Raw genomic sequence first — 15,108 nt, forward strand, 5'->3', positions numbered from 1 at the left:
CCGGTATCCGGTATCCGGTATCCGGTATCCAATACCTGGTATCCGGTATTACGTGTCCGGCGTCCGGCGCCCAGCGGTACGCCGCGGCCCCGGGCGTCTCATGACACCCGGGGCCACCGCGTACCGACGGACGATCAGGGGGCGATGGCCATGTCGAAGACATGAACGTTGGCGTTCGCCGGGAGCACCACGAACTCCACGTTCTTCGCCGGGTCGAGCGGCACCGAGTGGGCGAAGACGCGGTACGCGATGCCCGCGTTGCCGTAGCCGCTGGGCCGGTTGCGACCGTCGCTGGACGCCACGAGTGTCGCGCCGTGGGCGTTCGCGGGGTCGAACGACCAGTTCGGGAAGCCGATCGGGCCGGAGCCCGTCGTCCCGTCCGTGTAGTACACGGTCACGGTGCCCGACGCGCCGCTGGTGACGCCCGAGCCGAGGAGGACGAGCCGGCTGCCCGAGCCGCCGAGGGTGATGGCCTGGCCCGCGGCGGAGACGTTGTTCCGGGTGCCGCTCGGTACGTTCGGCCAGCGCAGTGTGGCGCCCAGGGCGGTGACGGGCTCCCCGGGGCGCAGTCCGACGGCGGCGAGCTTCTGCGCGGAGAAGCTGTTCCCCTCGCCGTCGTAGTTCCCGGGTGCGGTGGCGCTCTCGTCGGTCACACCGACGTTGTTGTACGCGGCGGCGAGGTTCGCCAGGGGGGTGCCGCTGTGCTGCGACCTGGTGGCGGTGGCGGATCCGGCGCCGTCCCCGCCCTTGTACGTCGCGGTCGCGGTGAACGTGCGGACGGTGAATCCGGCGCGCCGTTCCGGCACCTGGATCCGGAAGGTGGCCTCGGCGGAGGCGCCCTTCGCGAGGGAACCGTCCACCTGGAGGACGGACGGCTGTACGGCCCAGCCGGCCGGCCCGCCGAAGGACACCTTGAGCGCGCGCATGCGCTCCGGCCCGGCGTTGGTGACGGTCACCTTCACGGTCGAGATCGCGGGTCCGTCCAGGTCGACGGACGAGATCGCCACCCCGGTCGCGGCCGCGGCGGCGGCCGGCCGTGCCTCGGCGACGATCACAGCCTCAGTCGGGGTCGCGGTGGTGGCGGTGGCGGACGAGGCCGGGAGGAGGGTGAACGCGCCCGCCACGGCCGTGGCTCCGAGCCATCCGATCAGTCCTGCTGGTCTCACGTGCTGCTCCTTCGGGGAGGGGCGGAGGCTGCGTCAGGCGACGGGGGGCATTTCGGTGGTGCGCGAGTCGAGGCCCATACGGAGGTTGACCCAGGCGCCCCGGGTGAAGTCGGGGATCTGCACGGGGCGCCCCTTGGCCTCCAGGGACATGACACTCAGCGGGACGGGGGCGCACCAGGCCGCCGAGTCGTAGACGTCGATGTCGGGCACAAGTCCCGCCCGCATGAGCTGGACGGTCCGCCACTGGAGGACGTAGTCCATGCCGCCGTGGCCGCCGTTGTTCGCGGCGTCGTCACCGATCTTCTTCCACAGCCAGTGGTCGAACTCCTTGCGGTAGGAGCCGAAGTCCCGCCAGGAGTGCCCGCCGTGGTCCGGCTCGACGTAGATCCGGCCGCCGCCGGCCGACACCACGCCCGCGTAGTCCTCGAAGATGCCCCGGCTGCCGGCGAGGGTGTTGATCCGGCTGTACGGGCGTGGCGAGCTCACGTCGTGCTCGGCGCGGATGATCCGGCCCTTGGCCGTCTCGATGAGGCACGTGACCAGGTCGCCGTTGACGTACGTCTCGTTCCACGAGGGGTGGCCCTGGGGGACGAAGCGGGCCCGGTAGTCGGCGAGGCCCTTCGGCGCGGTCGCGGTGGCGGTGAGCGTGGCCATCCGGTCGCCCCGGTTGATGTCCATGGCCGCGGCGATCGGGGCGAGGCCGTGCATGGCGTAGAAGGAGGCGGTGCTGCGGGTGTGCCAGAGGCGGCGCCAGGAGTCGGTGTAGTACGTGTCGGAGAAGAGGAGGGCGCGCAGGTCGTGCAGGTAGCCGCCGTGTCCGTTCGTGATGTCGCCGAACAGGCCCTCGTGCGCCATCTTGAGCATGGCCAGCTCGTTGCGGCCGTAGCTACAGTTCTCGGCGAGCATGAGGTGCCTGCGGGTGCGCTCGGAGGTGTCGACGAGGTCCCACAGCTCGTCGAGCTCCGTGGCGATGGGCAGTTCCACGATGACGTGTTTGCCGGCCAGCATCGCCGCCTTGCCCTGCTGGTAGTGGAACTCCCAGGGAGTGGCGATGTAGACGAGGTCGATGTCGTCGCGGCTCAGCATCTGCGCGTACGCGTCGGCGGAGCCGCCGTACTCGGCGGGGCGGGGCTTGCCAGCCCTCACGAGCGCGTCGGCGGTGCGCTTGGCCCGGTCGGCGCGGATGTCGCAGACGGCGGTGACGGTGCAGCCGGGGACGACGGACCAGCCCGTGGTCATGCCGGAGCCGCGGTTGCCCAGCCCGATCACACCGACGCGTACGGTCTGGTGGGCGGTGTAGGGCACGTCGATCATGGATTTCTGGCCGGGTCGCCTGCGGGGGACGGCCGCCGCTGCCGCCGGCGGTGCGGCGGCCGCGATCGGTGAGGCCCCCGCTCCGGCCGCGAGGGCCCCGGTCGTCGCCAGAGCACCTCCCAGAAGCAGGCGGCGTGAGACGGCTCGGATCTCTGGCATGTTCGTCATCGCTCCTCGACACGTACGGGCAGCGGGTGCGGCAACGACTCTGACGGGGCGGTCCCGGACATGTCAATAGTTGTTCATTCAGCCCTCGTTGGAAGCATTAATGCGCAACACTGGGGGCGGAATCGCGCATGCCGTACGCAATCGGGTCCGCCAACTCGTCACCCGGAGGCCCCGGAGCGGGCATCGGCCGCCCCGTTCAGTGCGGTGGCGGGAGCGGGCGGAGGGCGTAGCCGACGGAGCAGCCGCCCTCGCCCGGCATCCGCTGGATGCGGGTCGGCGACCACACTTCGGTGGCGCCGGGGCGCACGCGGGCGAGGACGCAGTCCTGTGGGTCGTAGCCGTTGGGCTTGAGCGAGAGGAGGATCCCCACCTGGCCCGCCTCCGCCAGCACCTCGGTGCGGATCTCCGGGTGGAGGTCCAGGGCGGCGAGCGCGCGGCGCACTGCGGCCTCGTCCACGCGGCCGCCCTTCGGCACCTTGGGGAGCTTCTCGCCCAGTTCCTCGTAGGGCAGTTGGGGCGGGGCGGGTGGCGGGGCGAAGGTCAGCGCGAGGCCGTCCGGGCAGTCCACGTCCCGGGGCTCCTCGCCGCCCCACTCCGTCTTCGGCGACACCCGCAGCTCGAAGCAGCGCCGTACGACGATCTCCTGGGCGTCGTACCAGGAGTCGTAGGCCGAGCCGGAGGTGCGGACGACGACGTCGACGCCCTCGCCGTCGTGGGTGGAGGTGCCGGTCAGCCGCATCACCTCCACGCCGTCGAGGCGGGCGGCGGAGCGCCCGACCTCCTCCGCCGTGCGCGGGCGCTGGCTGTCGAGGCGCTGGGCCGCGTTCCGGGCGACGTCCCGCGCCTCGTCGGTCGCCTCGTCCTCGGAGTTCTGGAGCACGCCGCAGCCGGTGGCGAACAGCAACAGCGGTGTGAGCAGCAGGAGTCGGCGCATGGCTCCACCCTTCCGGCGCCGCGTTCGGCGGGGCAACGGGTCGCGTACTCAGGCGGGCGTAGGCGATCGTACTCAGCCGGTGGGGCGAGCACGCGACGGGGCAGACCGCCCAAGTCCCTTCCCTGGTAGTTGATTTCGGTCGCCCTGCCCGCCGCGCACACCCCCTCCCCCGCCGTCCGGACGAGAAGATCTTCTACGCTGGGCCCCATGCGGGTACTTGTCGCGGGCGCAACAGGCGCCGTGGGTCGTCAGCTCGTCCCTCGCCTTGAGGCGGCGGGGCACGAGGTCGCGGGCCTCTCCCGGCGCGGTCCGCGCCCGGTGGACGTGCTGGACGCGGACGCGGTACGGCGGGTGGTGGCCGAGGTCGCGCCCGACGCGGTGGTGCACCAGCTCACGGACCTGGGCGCGGCGGACGGCGCCGCGAACAACCGGCTGCGGATCGAGGGCACCCGGAACCTCGTCGAGGCCGCGCGCGCCGCGGGGGTCGGCCGGATCGTCGCGCAGTCGATCAGCTGGGCGTACGCCCCCGGGGACGCGCCCGCCGACGAGTCCGTGCCGCTCGACGGGACGGCGGAGTCACCGCGCGCCCGGATCGTCGCCGGAGTGCGCGCCCTGGAGGACACGGTGGCGGAGCTCCCGGAGGCCGTCGTCCTGCGGTACGGGATCCTCTACGGCCCCGGCACCTGGTACGCGCCGGGCGGCGCGGTGGCCGCGGCGCTGGGCGGGAACCCGGAGGCGAGCTTCCTGGGCAGCACCACGGCCGACGCGTCCGTGAGCTCCTTCGTCCACGTCGCCGACGCCGCCGAAGCGGCGGTACGCGCCCTCACCTGGCCCTCGGGCCCGTACAACGTGGTCGACGACGACCCCGCCCCCGCCCACACCTGGCTCCCGGTCCTGGCGGCGGCCCTGGGTGTAACGTCCCCCCGCCGGACCGAAGGCCGCACCCCCTGGGCCCGAGGCGCCCTGAACACCCGCGCCCGCGCTCTCGGCTGGACCCCGACCCGCCCCTCCTGGCGCACCGGCTTCGCCGACCAGGACGCCTAGGCCAGGGCCTCACGGAGACGGGCCGCGATGGACGCGGTCTCGGTGGGCGAGGTGTCGAGCACGCCGTGCTCCGACATCAGGGCGTGGAACTGCTGCTGGGCGTACGGGACGCCGGCGGGCAGGCCCGCGATGTGCCAGTGGACGTGTGCGTTGGCTTCCTGGGAGCCCAGGGAGAGGAGGTAGGTGCGCTCGGGCGTCAACACCTTCTCCACGGCCAGGGCGACTCTGCGCACCACACGCATGATGGCCGTGTACTCGTCCTCGGTGAAGCCGCGGACGACGTGCTCGATGTGGCGTTTGGGGGCGACCAGCACCTTGCCCGGGAGTGTGGGCCAGCGGTCGAGGAAGGCGACGTGGTCGGCGTCCTCGAAGACGACGTGATGCCGGTAGTCGGGGTGTCCGTCGAGGAAGGCGCAGACGAAGCAGGGGCCTCGGCGGGCCCGTTCCTCGTACGCCTTCATGTCCAGGGGAGTCCGGTGCTCCATCATGCTCCTCCGTGGTGCCGGGCGACGTCGGCCCGGGTGGCCTCGCGTGCGATCATCGGGGGATGAGTGGTGAGCTGGAAGTGAGTGCGCTGGCGATCAATGTCACGATTCCTCCGGCGCTGCGCTGGACGGACACCCGGCGCGGCGAGGAGTTCGCGCTGTCGACGCTCAACGTGCGGCTCCTTCCGGACGGGCGCCTCGCGGTGAAGGCGTACGGGCGGCCGGTGGCCGGCGGACGGGGCGCGTACGTGTCGTTCCCGGTTCCCGACGAGCCCGAACTGGCGGCTCTGGTCGCCGACGCAGCGAGCCGTGCCGCCGAGCTGTGGGGCGCGCATCGCGGGCTCGGCTGAGAGTGTCGTAGGCAGGCGCTGGGGCGGCGGCCGAGATGCCGGGCATCGGCACCACGCAGCTCAGGGTTCCGTACGCGTTCCACCCGGACGCTCGCGGCTTCGGCGGTGGCCGACGACTTCGCCCGCCTGGCCGCCCTGCTGCGTACCGGACCGCCCGCCGCGTCGAGGTGGCCGTCGCGGTCCTTCTCCTCGCCTCGTACGCGGGCTCGGGGATCACCGGGCGCGCATTCCGGTGGACGGCGGAAGCACGATCTGACGGGTCACCAGAATCCCCCAACTCGGCGCGGCGGAAACGTGGTTGAGGGGAGAGAGTGGCTGGTGGAGCACATGGTGGCGTGAAGGCGTCTGTGGCTGGTGAGCGCCCCGTGGATCACGTCTCAAAGCTAACGCACAAATTCCACACATCCACTCTCCAAGCCGGTTCCCATGCTCTAGATTGACCATGCTTCGGCCGATCGGGCACGAGGCGACCAGTAATGATCTTTAAGTCCGGCACCGCGGAAGACCAGCCTCCGTGTCCCTGGTGCCGGACGTGGGGCGATTGCGTACTAGGGGTCCGGAAGGGGTCCTGGATGCGGGGAGCATCCGGGATGCCGTGCGGGGAGGGCGAGGGGCCTCCCGGGCTGAGGAACAGTGCTTGGCGAACACGTCGAACCACTGGGGACCTGGGGGGTTCTGTGCGGCAAGGGGGATTACTCAGCCCGTTTCCGTCTGCGCGCGAGCGTCTGGCGAACGGGACCATCAGCAGGCCGGCCATGGACTGGGAGCAGCGGTACCGACGTACCGTGATCACCAGCGACACGCTGGCCACCGCCTTCGTCGTGGCGACGATAGGCGACTTCTTCGGGGCGCGGGACGCGGCCAACTGGCATGAGAAGTGGGGCATTCTGGCCTTCGGCACCGAACTTCTGGTGCTGGGGGCGCTCGCGGTGAGCCGGTCGTGGGCTCCGGCGGTGCTCGGACAGGGCGCCGAGGAGTTCCGGCGGCTGGGCCGCTCCCTGTTCATGGCGACCGTCGTGCTGGCGCTCGGCGGGATCGCCCTCACCTCGCGCAACATCAAACTCTGGATCTTCGTCGCGATCCCGGCGATCGCGCTCGTCACCATGACCGCGCGGTATCTGCTGCGGCTGTGGCTGCACAAGCAGCGTAAGGAGGGACGGTGTCTGCGTCCGGTGCTCGCCGCCGGGAGCATGGCCACCGTCCGTGATCTGATCAACCGGACCCGCAAGTTCCCGCACCTCGGCTGGCGGGTGGACGCGGTGTGCACGACGGACGGGCTGGGGCCCGACGGGGACCAGCTGGACGGGGTGCCGGTCGTCGGCCGGCTGGCGGACGTGGCCAACCACGTGCACCGCGACGGCTTCCGGGTCGTGGCGGTCACGCCGGACCCGCACTGGTCGCCGAACCGGCTGCGGCGGCTTGCCTGGAACCTGGAGGGCAGTGACGCCGAGATGGTCGTGGCGCCCGTGCTGATGGAGGTGGCCGGACCCCGGCTGCACGTCGACGCGGTGCTGGGGATCCCGCTGCTGCGGGTCAGCATGCCGGCCTTCACCGGCGGCCGCCGGGCGGTCAAGGAGGTCGTCGACCGGCTGGGCGCGGCGGTGCTGCTGGTGCTGCTCGCGCCGCTGATGGTGGCGGTCGGGGTGCTCGTGCTCGTGGACAGCCGGGGCGGGGTGTTCTACCGCCAGCGGAGGGTCGGCAAGGACGGGCGCGAGTTCATGATCCTCAAGTTCCGCACCATGGTCGCGGGGGCCGACCGGGCCCGTGACGAGTTGGCCCAACTCAACGAGGGCGCGGGGCTGTTGTTCAAGATGCGGCGGGATCCGCGGGTGACCCGGGTGGGGGCGGTGCTGCGCCGGTACTCGCTCGACGAGCTCCCGCAGCTCGTCAACGTCCTGACCGGGTCCATGTCGCTGGTCGGGCCGCGGCCCCCGCTGCCGGAGGAGTCCGCCGCGTACAGCCCGGACATCCGGCGGCGGCTGCTGGTCAAGCCCGGCCTCACCGGGCTGTGGCAGATCAGCGGGCGCAGCGACCTGTCGTGGGAGGAGGCGGTGCGGCTGGACCTGCGGTACGTGGAGGACTGGTCGCTCGCCCTGGACACGGTGATCCTCTGGAAGACGCTGCGTGCGGTGATCCATGGTCAAGGGGCCTACTGATGCAAGGAGTTCGTCGTCCGACCGGCACGTGGAGGGCAGGCCGGAAGGGTCTGCCCGGGGGGAGGAGCGGGTCATGAGGGTGAGCGTTTTCGGGCTCGGCTACGTGGGCTGCGTGTCGGCCGCGTGCCTGGCCAGTCTGGGGCACGAGGTCATCGGGGTCGATGTGAACCCGGTGAAGGTCGATCTGGTCAACGACGGCCGGGCGCCGGTGGTCGAGGAGGGGATCGGCGAGCTCGTCGCCGAGGTCGTGGCGAAGGGGGCGCTGCGCGCCACCGCCGACGTGCGCGAGGCGATCCTGGCCAGTGAGGTGTCTCTGGTCTGTGTGGGGACGCCGTCGGAGCCCAACGGCAGCCTGTGCACGACGTACTTGGAGCGGGTCACCGAGGAGATCGGCGCGGCGCTCGCCGAGCGGGGCGGGCGGCACACCGTGGTCTTCCGCAGCACCATGCTCCCGGGGACCTGCCTGAACCTGCTGGTGCCGATCCTGGAGAAGTACGTCGGCGGCACGGCCGGCGTGGACGTCGGGGTGGCGGTCAATCCGGAGTTCCTGCGCGAGGGCACGAGCGTGCGGGACTTCTTCGATCCGCCGAAGACCGTCGTCGGCGAGCTGGACCCGGCGAGCGGCGACGTGGTGGCGGCGCTGTACGACGGGCTGCCCGGCGAGGTGTTCCGGGTGCCGGTGCCGACGGCCGAGGCGATCAAGTACGCGGACAACGCCTTCCACGGCCTCAAGATCGGCTTCGCGAACGAGCTGGGCGCGGTGTGCCGGGCGCTCGGGGTGGACTCGCACCAGGTCATCGACGTGTTCCTGGCCGACCGCAAGCTGAACATCAGCCCCGCCTATCTGCGGCCCGGCTTCGCCTTCGGCGGCTCCTGCCTGCCCAAGGACCTGCGCAGCCTGGTCCACGCGGCGCAGCGGGCCGACGTGTCGGTGCCCATCCTGTCCCATGTGCTGCCCTCCAACGCCGACCACCTCCAGCGTGCGGTGGAGCTGGTCGAGCGGACCGGGAAGCGCCGGGTGGGCCTGTTCGGTCTTTCGTTCAAGCCCGGCACCGACGACCTCCGCGAGAGCCCGCTGGTCGAGCTGGCGGAGCGGCTCTTCGGCCGGGGGTACGACCTGCGGATCCACGACGCCAACGTGAACCTGTCGCGGCTCCTGGGCGCGAACCGCGAGTACATCGAGACCCGGCTGCCGCACCTCGCGCAGTTGCTCGCGGACTCCGTCGACGAGGTGCTGGAGCACGCCGAGGTGTGCCTCGTGGGGACCAGGGACCCGGCCGTCCTGGCGGCGCTGCCCCACGGGGGCGAGCCGGTGATCGTCGATCTCATCCACCTTCCCGACGCCGACGCGCGCCGGGCCGAACCTGGGTACGTGGGCCTTGCTTGGTGAAGCGACCAGCGGCGACCGGCACGGCCGGCGTGCGCTGATCCTGGTGGAGAACCTGTCGGTGCCGTTCGACCGGCGGGTGTGGCAGGAGTGCACGACGCTCCGGGACGCGGGCTGGGAGGTGCACGTCATCTGTCCCGCGGGCGGCAAGCGGGACACGGAACCGGAGGCCGTGATCGACGGGGTGCGGATCCACCGCTACCCGCTGCGGGCGGCCACCGGTGGCCCGGCCGGCTATCTGCGGGAGTACGGCTCCGCGCTGTGGCACACGTTCCGGCTGGCCCGGCGGGTCGGACCGGTCGACGTGGTGCACGCCTGCAACCCGCCCGACCTGCTGTTCCTTCCGGCGCGGTGGCTGAAGCGGCGCGGGGCGCGGTTCGTGTTCGACCAGCACGACCTGGTGCCGGAGCTGTACCTGTCGCGGTTCGGCCGGGGTGAGGACCTGCTGCACCGGGCCGTGTGCGCGCTGGAGCGGATGACCTACCGGGCGGCGGACGTGGTGCTCGCCACGAACGAGAGCTACCGGGACGTCGCGGTGCGCCGTGGCGGCCGGCGGCCCGAGGACGTGTTCGTGGTGCGCAGCGCGCCCGACACCGACCGGTTCCATCCCGTGCCCGCCGAGCCGGAGTTGAAGCGGGGCAAGCCCCATCTGCTGTGCTATCTGGGGGTGATGGGGCCGCAGGACGGTGTCGACTACGCCTTGCGGGCCCTCGCGAAGCTGCGCGACGAGTGTGGACGTACCGACTGGCACGCGGTGTTCGTCGGCGGCGGTGACACCTTCGACGCGATGGTGGAACTGTCCCGGCGGCTGGGGCTCTCGGAGCAGGTGGAGTTCACCGGGCGGGTGCCGGACGCCGATCTGGTGCGCTACCTGTCGTCCGCCGACGTGTGTCTCTCCCCCGACCCGCGCAATCCGCTCAACGACGTGTCGACCATGAACAAGGTCCTGGAGTACATGGTGATGGGCCGGCCGATCGTCTCCTTCGACCTGCGGGAGGCGCGCGTCTCCGCCGGTGACGCCGCCGTCTACGCGCCCGCGAACGACGAGTCGGAGTTCGCCCGGCTCGTCGCGCTGCTGCTCGACGACCCGGAGAAGCGGGCCCTGATGGGGAAGATCGGGCAGGAGCGGATCGGCGGGCCGCTGGCCTGGCGGAACTCCCAGCGGGCGCTGCTCGCCGCCTACGCCGCCGCGGTGTCGGGGGGCGCTCCGGGCCGGGCGGGGACGAGGTCGCGCAGTTGAGCGACGACACGATACGCCTGGTCACCATCGGGCGGATTCTCCGTCGGCGCGGGCGGCTCCTCGTCCTCCTCGCCGTGGTGGGTGCGCTCGTCGGCCACGGCACCTCGCTGCTGATCCCGCCGCGCTACACGACGTCGGTGTCGGTGCTGCTGCCGGGGTCGTGGGAGGAGCGCGAGCTGGTGACGCAGGCGGAGGTCGCGACCAGTTCGGTGGTGGTGGACCGGGTGGCCGACGGGCTCGGCTGGAGCGGGGTCGACGGCATCGAGCTGCGGGAGCGGGTGAGCGCGGAGGCCGCCGAGGGGAACATCATCAGGATCACGGGGACGGCGGACACCCCGGAGCGCGCGCAGCGGCTCGCCGACCGGATGGCCGAGCAGTTCGTCGCGTTCGCCGCGCGGATCGTCGGCGGCGACGCCGATCCCGAGGCGGCGACGCGGCTGGAGACGCTGCGGAAGACGGTCGAGCAGACAGGCCGCCGCATCACCGAGCTGGCCGACGCGGCCGACCCTGGGCGGACGGTGGAGAGCGTGCAGGCCCGTACGGAGCTGGAGAAGCTGCGTACGGCGCTGCGTGACGCCCTCACCAAGCTGGACGAGACCGACCCGGCGGCCGACCGGTCCGGGAGGGCCGCCATGGTCGTGATGGGGCCGGCGGCCCGGCCGGCCGGTGAGGCGCCGCCGACCAGGACGCAGCTCGTCGCCGCCGGGGCGCTGCTGTTCCTGCTGCTCGCGGTGGTCGGGCATCTCGCCGCCGCGCGGATGAGCCGCCGGCCGCGGACCGAGCCGGAGATCGCCGCCGCGCTGGGCACGGCGCTGGTCGGCACCGTCGACGTGTCCGGCGGGAGGCCCGCGCACCGGCCTGCGGGCAGTCGTGGCCCGCGGGCCTGGTTCCGCCGGCTGCTGGGGCTCGACGTCCGCTGGGACGTCCCGGCGCCCCGGGCCTCCGGCGACGAGGCGGACCGGCGGATCCGCTACCGGCGGGTGTGCGCCCGGCTCCGGGAGCAGGTGCCGGCTCCCCGGCGGCTCCTGGTCGTCGTGCCGGACGGCGACGAGGTCGCCCACCGGGCCGCCGGGGAGCTCGTCGCCGAGGCCGGGAGCGGTCGTGCGCCGGGCGCCCCGGGGCAGGGCTTCCCGATGCTGCGGCTGGTGGGGGTGACGGCGTCGCATCCGATACTGCCGGACCGCGACGACGAGTCCGGTGTCCTGGTGGTGGTCAGTCCGGGCAGTTGGACCTCGGGCGAGCTCGGCGGCATCGCCGAGGCGTGTGGGGACGCGGGGCAGGACGTCGTCGGTGTCGTCCTGGCCGGGGTGGTCCGGGGGCGTCCGGCGCGTGGCTCCGGCCGGTCCCGGCACGCCGGGACCCCGGCGTCCGTGGCGAGCGGCGACGCGGCGGGGGGTGTGCGGTGAGTGGGCGTACGGCTCCGGAGCCGCCGGCCGCGGCTCCGCTGATCGACCTCCAGACGCTGGTGGTGGCGGTGCGCGGGAGGCGCCGTCTCTGGTCGTCGCTGGCGCTGCTCGGGCTGCTCGTCGGCGTGGCACTGTCGTTCCTGCTGGTGCCGCCGCCGACGGCGACGGCCAAGCTGCTGGTCGCGCATCAGGAGGACCAGCCGAACGACCCCGGGACGCTGATCCGCACCGATGTCGCGCTGCTGCACACCACGCGGATCGCCGGTGAGGCGCTGCGGTCGCTCAAGTCCCCGGTGGATCCGGAGGAGTTCATGCGGGACTACGAGGGTCTGGGTCTGACGAACAACCTGCTCCAGATCACGGTGTCGGGCGACAGCGACGCGGAGGCGGTGGCCCGGGCCGGGGCGCTGGCCGACGCGTTCGTCGCGGACCATGTGCGGCGGATCCGGGAGGCGGCGGACGCCGAGGCGAAGGCGCTGCTCGACCAGCGCGACCGCATGCGGGACGAGCTCGCCGGGGTCAACGAGACGATCGGGGAGGGGGCGCGGGAGCAGGGGCCGGAGGCGTCGGCCGACATGGAGTCGCTCTTCGCCCGCCGGGCCGAACTCACGTCCCGTATCTCCGACTTCGACCAGCGCGCCGCGGAGGCGCGGGTCGGCACGCCCCATCTGATCGCCGGGACGCAGATCGTGGACGCGCCGCGCGCGGTGCGGCACTCCCTGCCGAAGAGCGCGGCCACCAACGCGGCGATCGGGGTCGTCCTCGGGCTGGCCCTCGGGCTCGCGGTGGCCGCGGTCGGCACGGTGGTGGCGGACCGCCCGGTGCTGCGGCGGGAGATCGCGGTGCACCTCGGCGCCTCGGTCGTCGGGGAGCTGCCCCGCCCGGCCGGGCCCTGGCGGCGGCGTGCGGTCCGGGCGGGGCACGAGCGGCTCACCCGGTCCCTGGCGCGTACCGTGCGCGGTTCGGCGGAGCCGCTGTCGCTGCTGGAGCTGGGCTGCGCGCGCGTGACGGGCGCGCTCGCCCTGGACCTCGCGGCGGCGCTGGGCGCGGACGGGCCGGTGGTCGTCGTCGACGGTCTGCCCGGTCTGCCGCTCGCCGGGCGCCGCCCGAAGCCGGGTGATCCGGCCGTGGTCACCGGCGACCGGGTCACGGAGCTGTCGTACCGGGAGCGCAGGGTCGGCGTCGGCTCGGTGGCGCCCGGTGCGGCGTGGGCCGATCTCCCGTATCTCGGCGCCCGGACGGTTCTCGTGGTGCGGGCCGGGCACAGCAGCGCGGCGTGGCTGCACACCGTGGCGCGGCAGCTCGCGGACCAGCGCGTTCCGGTGGTCGGTGTGGTGCTGGTCGATCCCGATCCGCGGGACCGGACCGACGGGACGCTGTGGGACGGGCCGGGGCTCGCGGCGCTCGGGCAGGAGGAACGGCCGGTCCCTCACGACGGGGAGGGCCGGTGGCGGACGGAGCGGCTGCCGATGTGGGCGGCGCGGGTCCCGGACAGCGACCAGGAGGCACGGTAGGAGATGTGTGGCATCGCAGGCACGTACCGCTGGCCGGACGGGAAGGCCGTGGCGGACCGGCTCACCGACACCCTCGCCCACCGCGGTCCGGACGGGGAGGGCCGCTACAGCCACCCCGTCGGTGACGGCGAGGTGCACCTGGGGCACCGCCGGCTGGCCATCATCGACCTGTCCGGGACGGGCGCCCAGCCGATGGTCTCGGACGGGCTGGTCCTGACGTACAACGGCGAGCTGTACAACGCGCCCGGGCTGCGGGCCGAACTGGCCGCCGCCGGGGCGCGGTTCCGGGGTACGTCGGACACCGAGGTCGTCCTGGAGGCGTGGCGGCGCTGGGGCACGGACTGTCTGCCCCGGTTGCGCGGCATGTTCGCGTTCGGGGTCTTCGACGAGCGCACGGGTGAACTGGTGCTCGCCCGGGACCAGTTGGGCATCAAGCCGCTGTTCCTGCTCCGGCGGGGCGGGGGTCTGGTCTTCGCGTCCGAGCTGAAGGCGCTCGCCGCCGTGACGGGCGGGTCGCTGGAGGTGGACCACGCGGCGCTGGTGGCCTCGCTGCTGTACTACTGGGTGCCGGACTCCCGGTGCGCGTTCCGCGAGGCGGAGAAGCTGCCGCCGGGGAGCTGGCTGCGGTGCCGGCCCGACGGGCGGGTGGAGCGCGGGCGGTTCTGGAACCTGAGGGACGTCGCCGCCGAGGGGCGGGACCGGGCCCGGGCGGGCGAGGTGCCGGATCTGGCCGCAGTCGTCGAGGAGTCGACCCGGCGCCACCTGCTGTCGGACGTCCCGGTGGCGACCTTCCTCTCCGGTGGTCTCGACTCCAGCTATCTGACCGCGCTGGCGGCCCGCGACCAGCCGGGGATCTCCGCGTACACGATCGGGTTCCGGGCCGAGGACGCCCGGTTCGAGGCGATGCCGGACGACCTGCGGTACGCCCGGCAGGTGGCCGAGCGGTTCGGCGTCGACCTGCACGAGATCGAGATCGCGCCGGACGTGCTGGAACTGCTGCCGCGGATGACGTACCACCTGGACGAGCCGATCGGCGACCCGGCGGCGATCAACACCTTCCTGATCTGCTCGGCCGCCCGGGAGGCCGGGGTGAAGGTGATGCTCTCGGGGATGGGGGCGGACGAGCTGTTCGCCGGGTACCGCAAGCACCTGGCCAACCTGCTCGCGCTGCGCTACCAGCGCGTCCCCCGGCCCCTGCGGCGCGGCCTGTCGAGGGCCGTGGACCGGCTGCCGGTCGCCTCGGCGCGCCGGGGGTACCGGTCGGTGCGCTTCGCGAAGCGGTTCCTCTCCTTCGCCGACCTGCCGGAGGAGACCGCGTTCCGCCGCAGCTACACCATGTACGACCGGGCGGAGCTGCTGGCCCTGGTCGATCCGGACCTGGCCGGGACGGTCGACGACGTGCTGACCGAGCACGCGGACGTCTACCGGGACAACGATCTCGACGACTTCGTCAACCGCATGTGCCTGGGCGACGCCCGGATGTTCCTGCCGGGGCTGAACCTCGCGTACACGGACCGGTCGAGCATGGCCGCGTCGACCGAGGTGCGGGTGCCGTTCGTGGACGTCGAGGTGGTCAGGGCGGCGTTCGCCGTACCCGGCGACCGCAAGATCGTCGGGCGGCAGGGCAAGGCCGTCCTCAAGGAGGCGGCGTCCTCGATCCTGCCCCGGGAGATCGTGTACCGGCCCAAGGGCCTGTTCAGCGCCCCGCTGCGGGCCTGGATGAGCCGGGATCTCGCGCCGCTGGTGCGCGAGGTGGTGCACGACGGCGAGCTGGTCCGCTCCGGGCTGCTGCGCCGCGACGCGCTCCAGCGGCTCGTCGCCGAGGACGCGGCCGGACACCGCGACTACTCCAAGCATCTGTGGCACGTGCTGACCCTCGAGTACTGGTACCGCGGCGCGACCTCCAAGGCCGGCCAGAGCCCTTCCCTCACTGCGTAGAGACAA

12 protein-coding genes are annotated in these 15,108 nt (G+C 72.9%); 8 read left to right on the forward strand and 4 right to left on the reverse strand.

Going from position 1 to position 15,108, the window contains the following annotated elements; all coding sequences use genetic code 11:
* Positions 1-134 precede the first annotated feature (134 nt).
* From ACFXMG_RS02545 to ACFXMG_RS02555, 3 genes are all read right to left on the reverse strand, one after another.
* Positions 135-1,166 (reverse strand): NEW3 domain-containing protein, encoded by a 1,032-nt coding sequence (locus ACFXMG_RS02545; protein WP_383816187.1) that lies wholly within the window; start codon positions 1,164-1,166, stop codon positions 135-137.
* Between the two features lie 33 nt (positions 1,167-1,199).
* Entirely contained in the window at positions 1,200-2,639 is a 1,440-nt protein-coding gene (locus ACFXMG_RS02550) for a Gfo/Idh/MocA family protein (RefSeq protein WP_383816190.1), read from the reverse strand.
* Between the two features lie 205 nt (positions 2,640-2,844).
* Complete coding sequence (locus ACFXMG_RS02555) at positions 2,845-3,582, reverse strand: translation initiation factor IF-2 (RefSeq protein WP_383816193.1); 738 nt, start codon at positions 3,580-3,582, stop codon at positions 2,845-2,847.
* Positions 3,583-3,789: 207 nt separating this feature from the next.
* Here ACFXMG_RS02555 and ACFXMG_RS02560 point away from each other — a divergent pair, with 207 nt between their 5' ends.
* On the forward strand, positions 3,790-4,626 hold the full coding sequence (locus tag ACFXMG_RS02560; RefSeq protein ID WP_383816194.1) for an NAD-dependent epimerase/dehydratase family protein: 837 nt from the start codon (positions 3,790-3,792) through the stop codon (positions 4,624-4,626).
* Here ACFXMG_RS02560 and ACFXMG_RS02565 read toward each other — a convergent pair.
* Positions 4,623-5,114 (reverse strand): HIT family protein, encoded by a 492-nt coding sequence (locus ACFXMG_RS02565; protein WP_383816197.1) that lies wholly within the window; start codon positions 5,112-5,114, stop codon positions 4,623-4,625. The two genes, ACFXMG_RS02560 and ACFXMG_RS02565, sit on opposite strands and share 4 nt — an antisense overlap.
* A gap of 59 nt (positions 5,115-5,173) precedes the next feature.
* Here ACFXMG_RS02565 and ACFXMG_RS02570 point away from each other — a divergent pair, with 59 nt between their 5' ends.
* The 7 genes from ACFXMG_RS02570 (at position 5,174) to asnB (ending at position 15,102) form a co-directional block, all read left to right on the forward strand.
* Entirely contained in the window at positions 5,174-5,461 is a 288-nt protein-coding gene (locus ACFXMG_RS02570) for a hypothetical protein (RefSeq protein WP_383816198.1), read from the forward strand.
* Between the two features lie 677 nt (positions 5,462-6,138).
* Positions 6,139-7,617, forward strand: coding sequence for a sugar transferase (locus tag ACFXMG_RS02575; RefSeq protein WP_383816199.1), 1,479 nt, complete (start codon positions 6,139-6,141; stop codon positions 7,615-7,617).
* 73 nt (positions 7,618-7,690) lie between these two features.
* Positions 7,691-9,007 carry a nucleotide sugar dehydrogenase gene (locus ACFXMG_RS02580; RefSeq protein ID WP_383816202.1) on the forward strand — a complete coding sequence of 439 codons (1,317 nt, stop codon included), beginning with the start codon at positions 7,691-7,693 and terminating at the stop codon, positions 9,005-9,007.
* A complete protein-coding gene (locus ACFXMG_RS02585) occupies positions 8,997-10,244 on the forward strand; it encodes a glycosyltransferase family 4 protein (RefSeq protein ID WP_383816205.1) in 1,248 nt (415 codons plus the stop codon). The genes ACFXMG_RS02580 and ACFXMG_RS02585 overlap by 11 nt, the downstream gene beginning before the upstream one ends.
* Positions 10,241-11,650 carry a polysaccharide biosynthesis protein gene (locus ACFXMG_RS02590; protein WP_383816208.1) on the forward strand — a complete coding sequence of 470 codons (1,410 nt, stop codon included), beginning with the start codon at positions 10,241-10,243 and terminating at the stop codon, positions 11,648-11,650. The genes ACFXMG_RS02585 and ACFXMG_RS02590 overlap by 4 nt, the downstream gene beginning before the upstream one ends.
* Positions 11,647-13,164 carry a Wzz/FepE/Etk N-terminal domain-containing protein gene (locus tag ACFXMG_RS02595; RefSeq protein WP_383816210.1) on the forward strand — a complete coding sequence of 506 codons (1,518 nt, stop codon included), beginning with the start codon at positions 11,647-11,649 and terminating at the stop codon, positions 13,162-13,164. The genes ACFXMG_RS02590 and ACFXMG_RS02595 overlap by 4 nt, the downstream gene beginning before the upstream one ends.
* Before the next feature lie 3 nt (positions 13,165-13,167).
* Positions 13,168-15,102 (forward strand): asparagine synthase (glutamine-hydrolyzing), encoded by a 1,935-nt coding sequence (gene asnB, locus ACFXMG_RS02600; RefSeq protein ID WP_383816213.1) that lies wholly within the window; start codon positions 13,168-13,170, stop codon positions 15,100-15,102.
* Positions 15,103-15,108 lie beyond the last annotated feature (6 nt).

This window comes from Streptomyces sp. NPDC059201 (genome assembly GCF_042754585.1).
GTDB lineage: Bacteria > Actinomycetota > Actinomycetes > Streptomycetales > Streptomycetaceae > Streptomyces.

Excerpts from the sequence above, each read along its gene's own strand:
- ACFXMG_RS02550 (WP_383816190.1), bottom strand. The coding sequence starts at position 2,639 with ATGCCAGAGATCCGAGCCGTCTCACGCCGCCTGCTTCTGGGAGGTGCT.
- ACFXMG_RS02555 (WP_383816193.1), bottom strand. The coding sequence starts at position 3,582 with ATGCGCCGACTCCTGCTGCTCACACCGCTGTTGCTGTTCGCCACCGGC.
- ACFXMG_RS02560 (WP_383816194.1), top strand. The coding sequence starts at position 3,790 with ATGCGGGTACTTGTCGCGGGCGCAACAGGCGCCGTGGGTCGTCAGCTC.
- ACFXMG_RS02565 (WP_383816197.1), bottom strand. The coding sequence starts at position 5,114 with ATGATGGAGCACCGGACTCCCCTGGACATGAAGGCGTACGAGGAACGG.
- ACFXMG_RS02570 (WP_383816198.1), top strand. The coding sequence starts at position 5,174 with ATGAGTGGTGAGCTGGAAGTGAGTGCGCTGGCGATCAATGTCACGATT.
- ACFXMG_RS02580 (WP_383816202.1), top strand. The coding sequence starts at position 7,691 with ATGAGGGTGAGCGTTTTCGGGCTCGGCTACGTGGGCTGCGTGTCGGCC.
- asnB (WP_383816213.1), top strand. The coding sequence starts at position 13,168 with ATGTGTGGCATCGCAGGCACGTACCGCTGGCCGGACGGGAAGGCCGTG.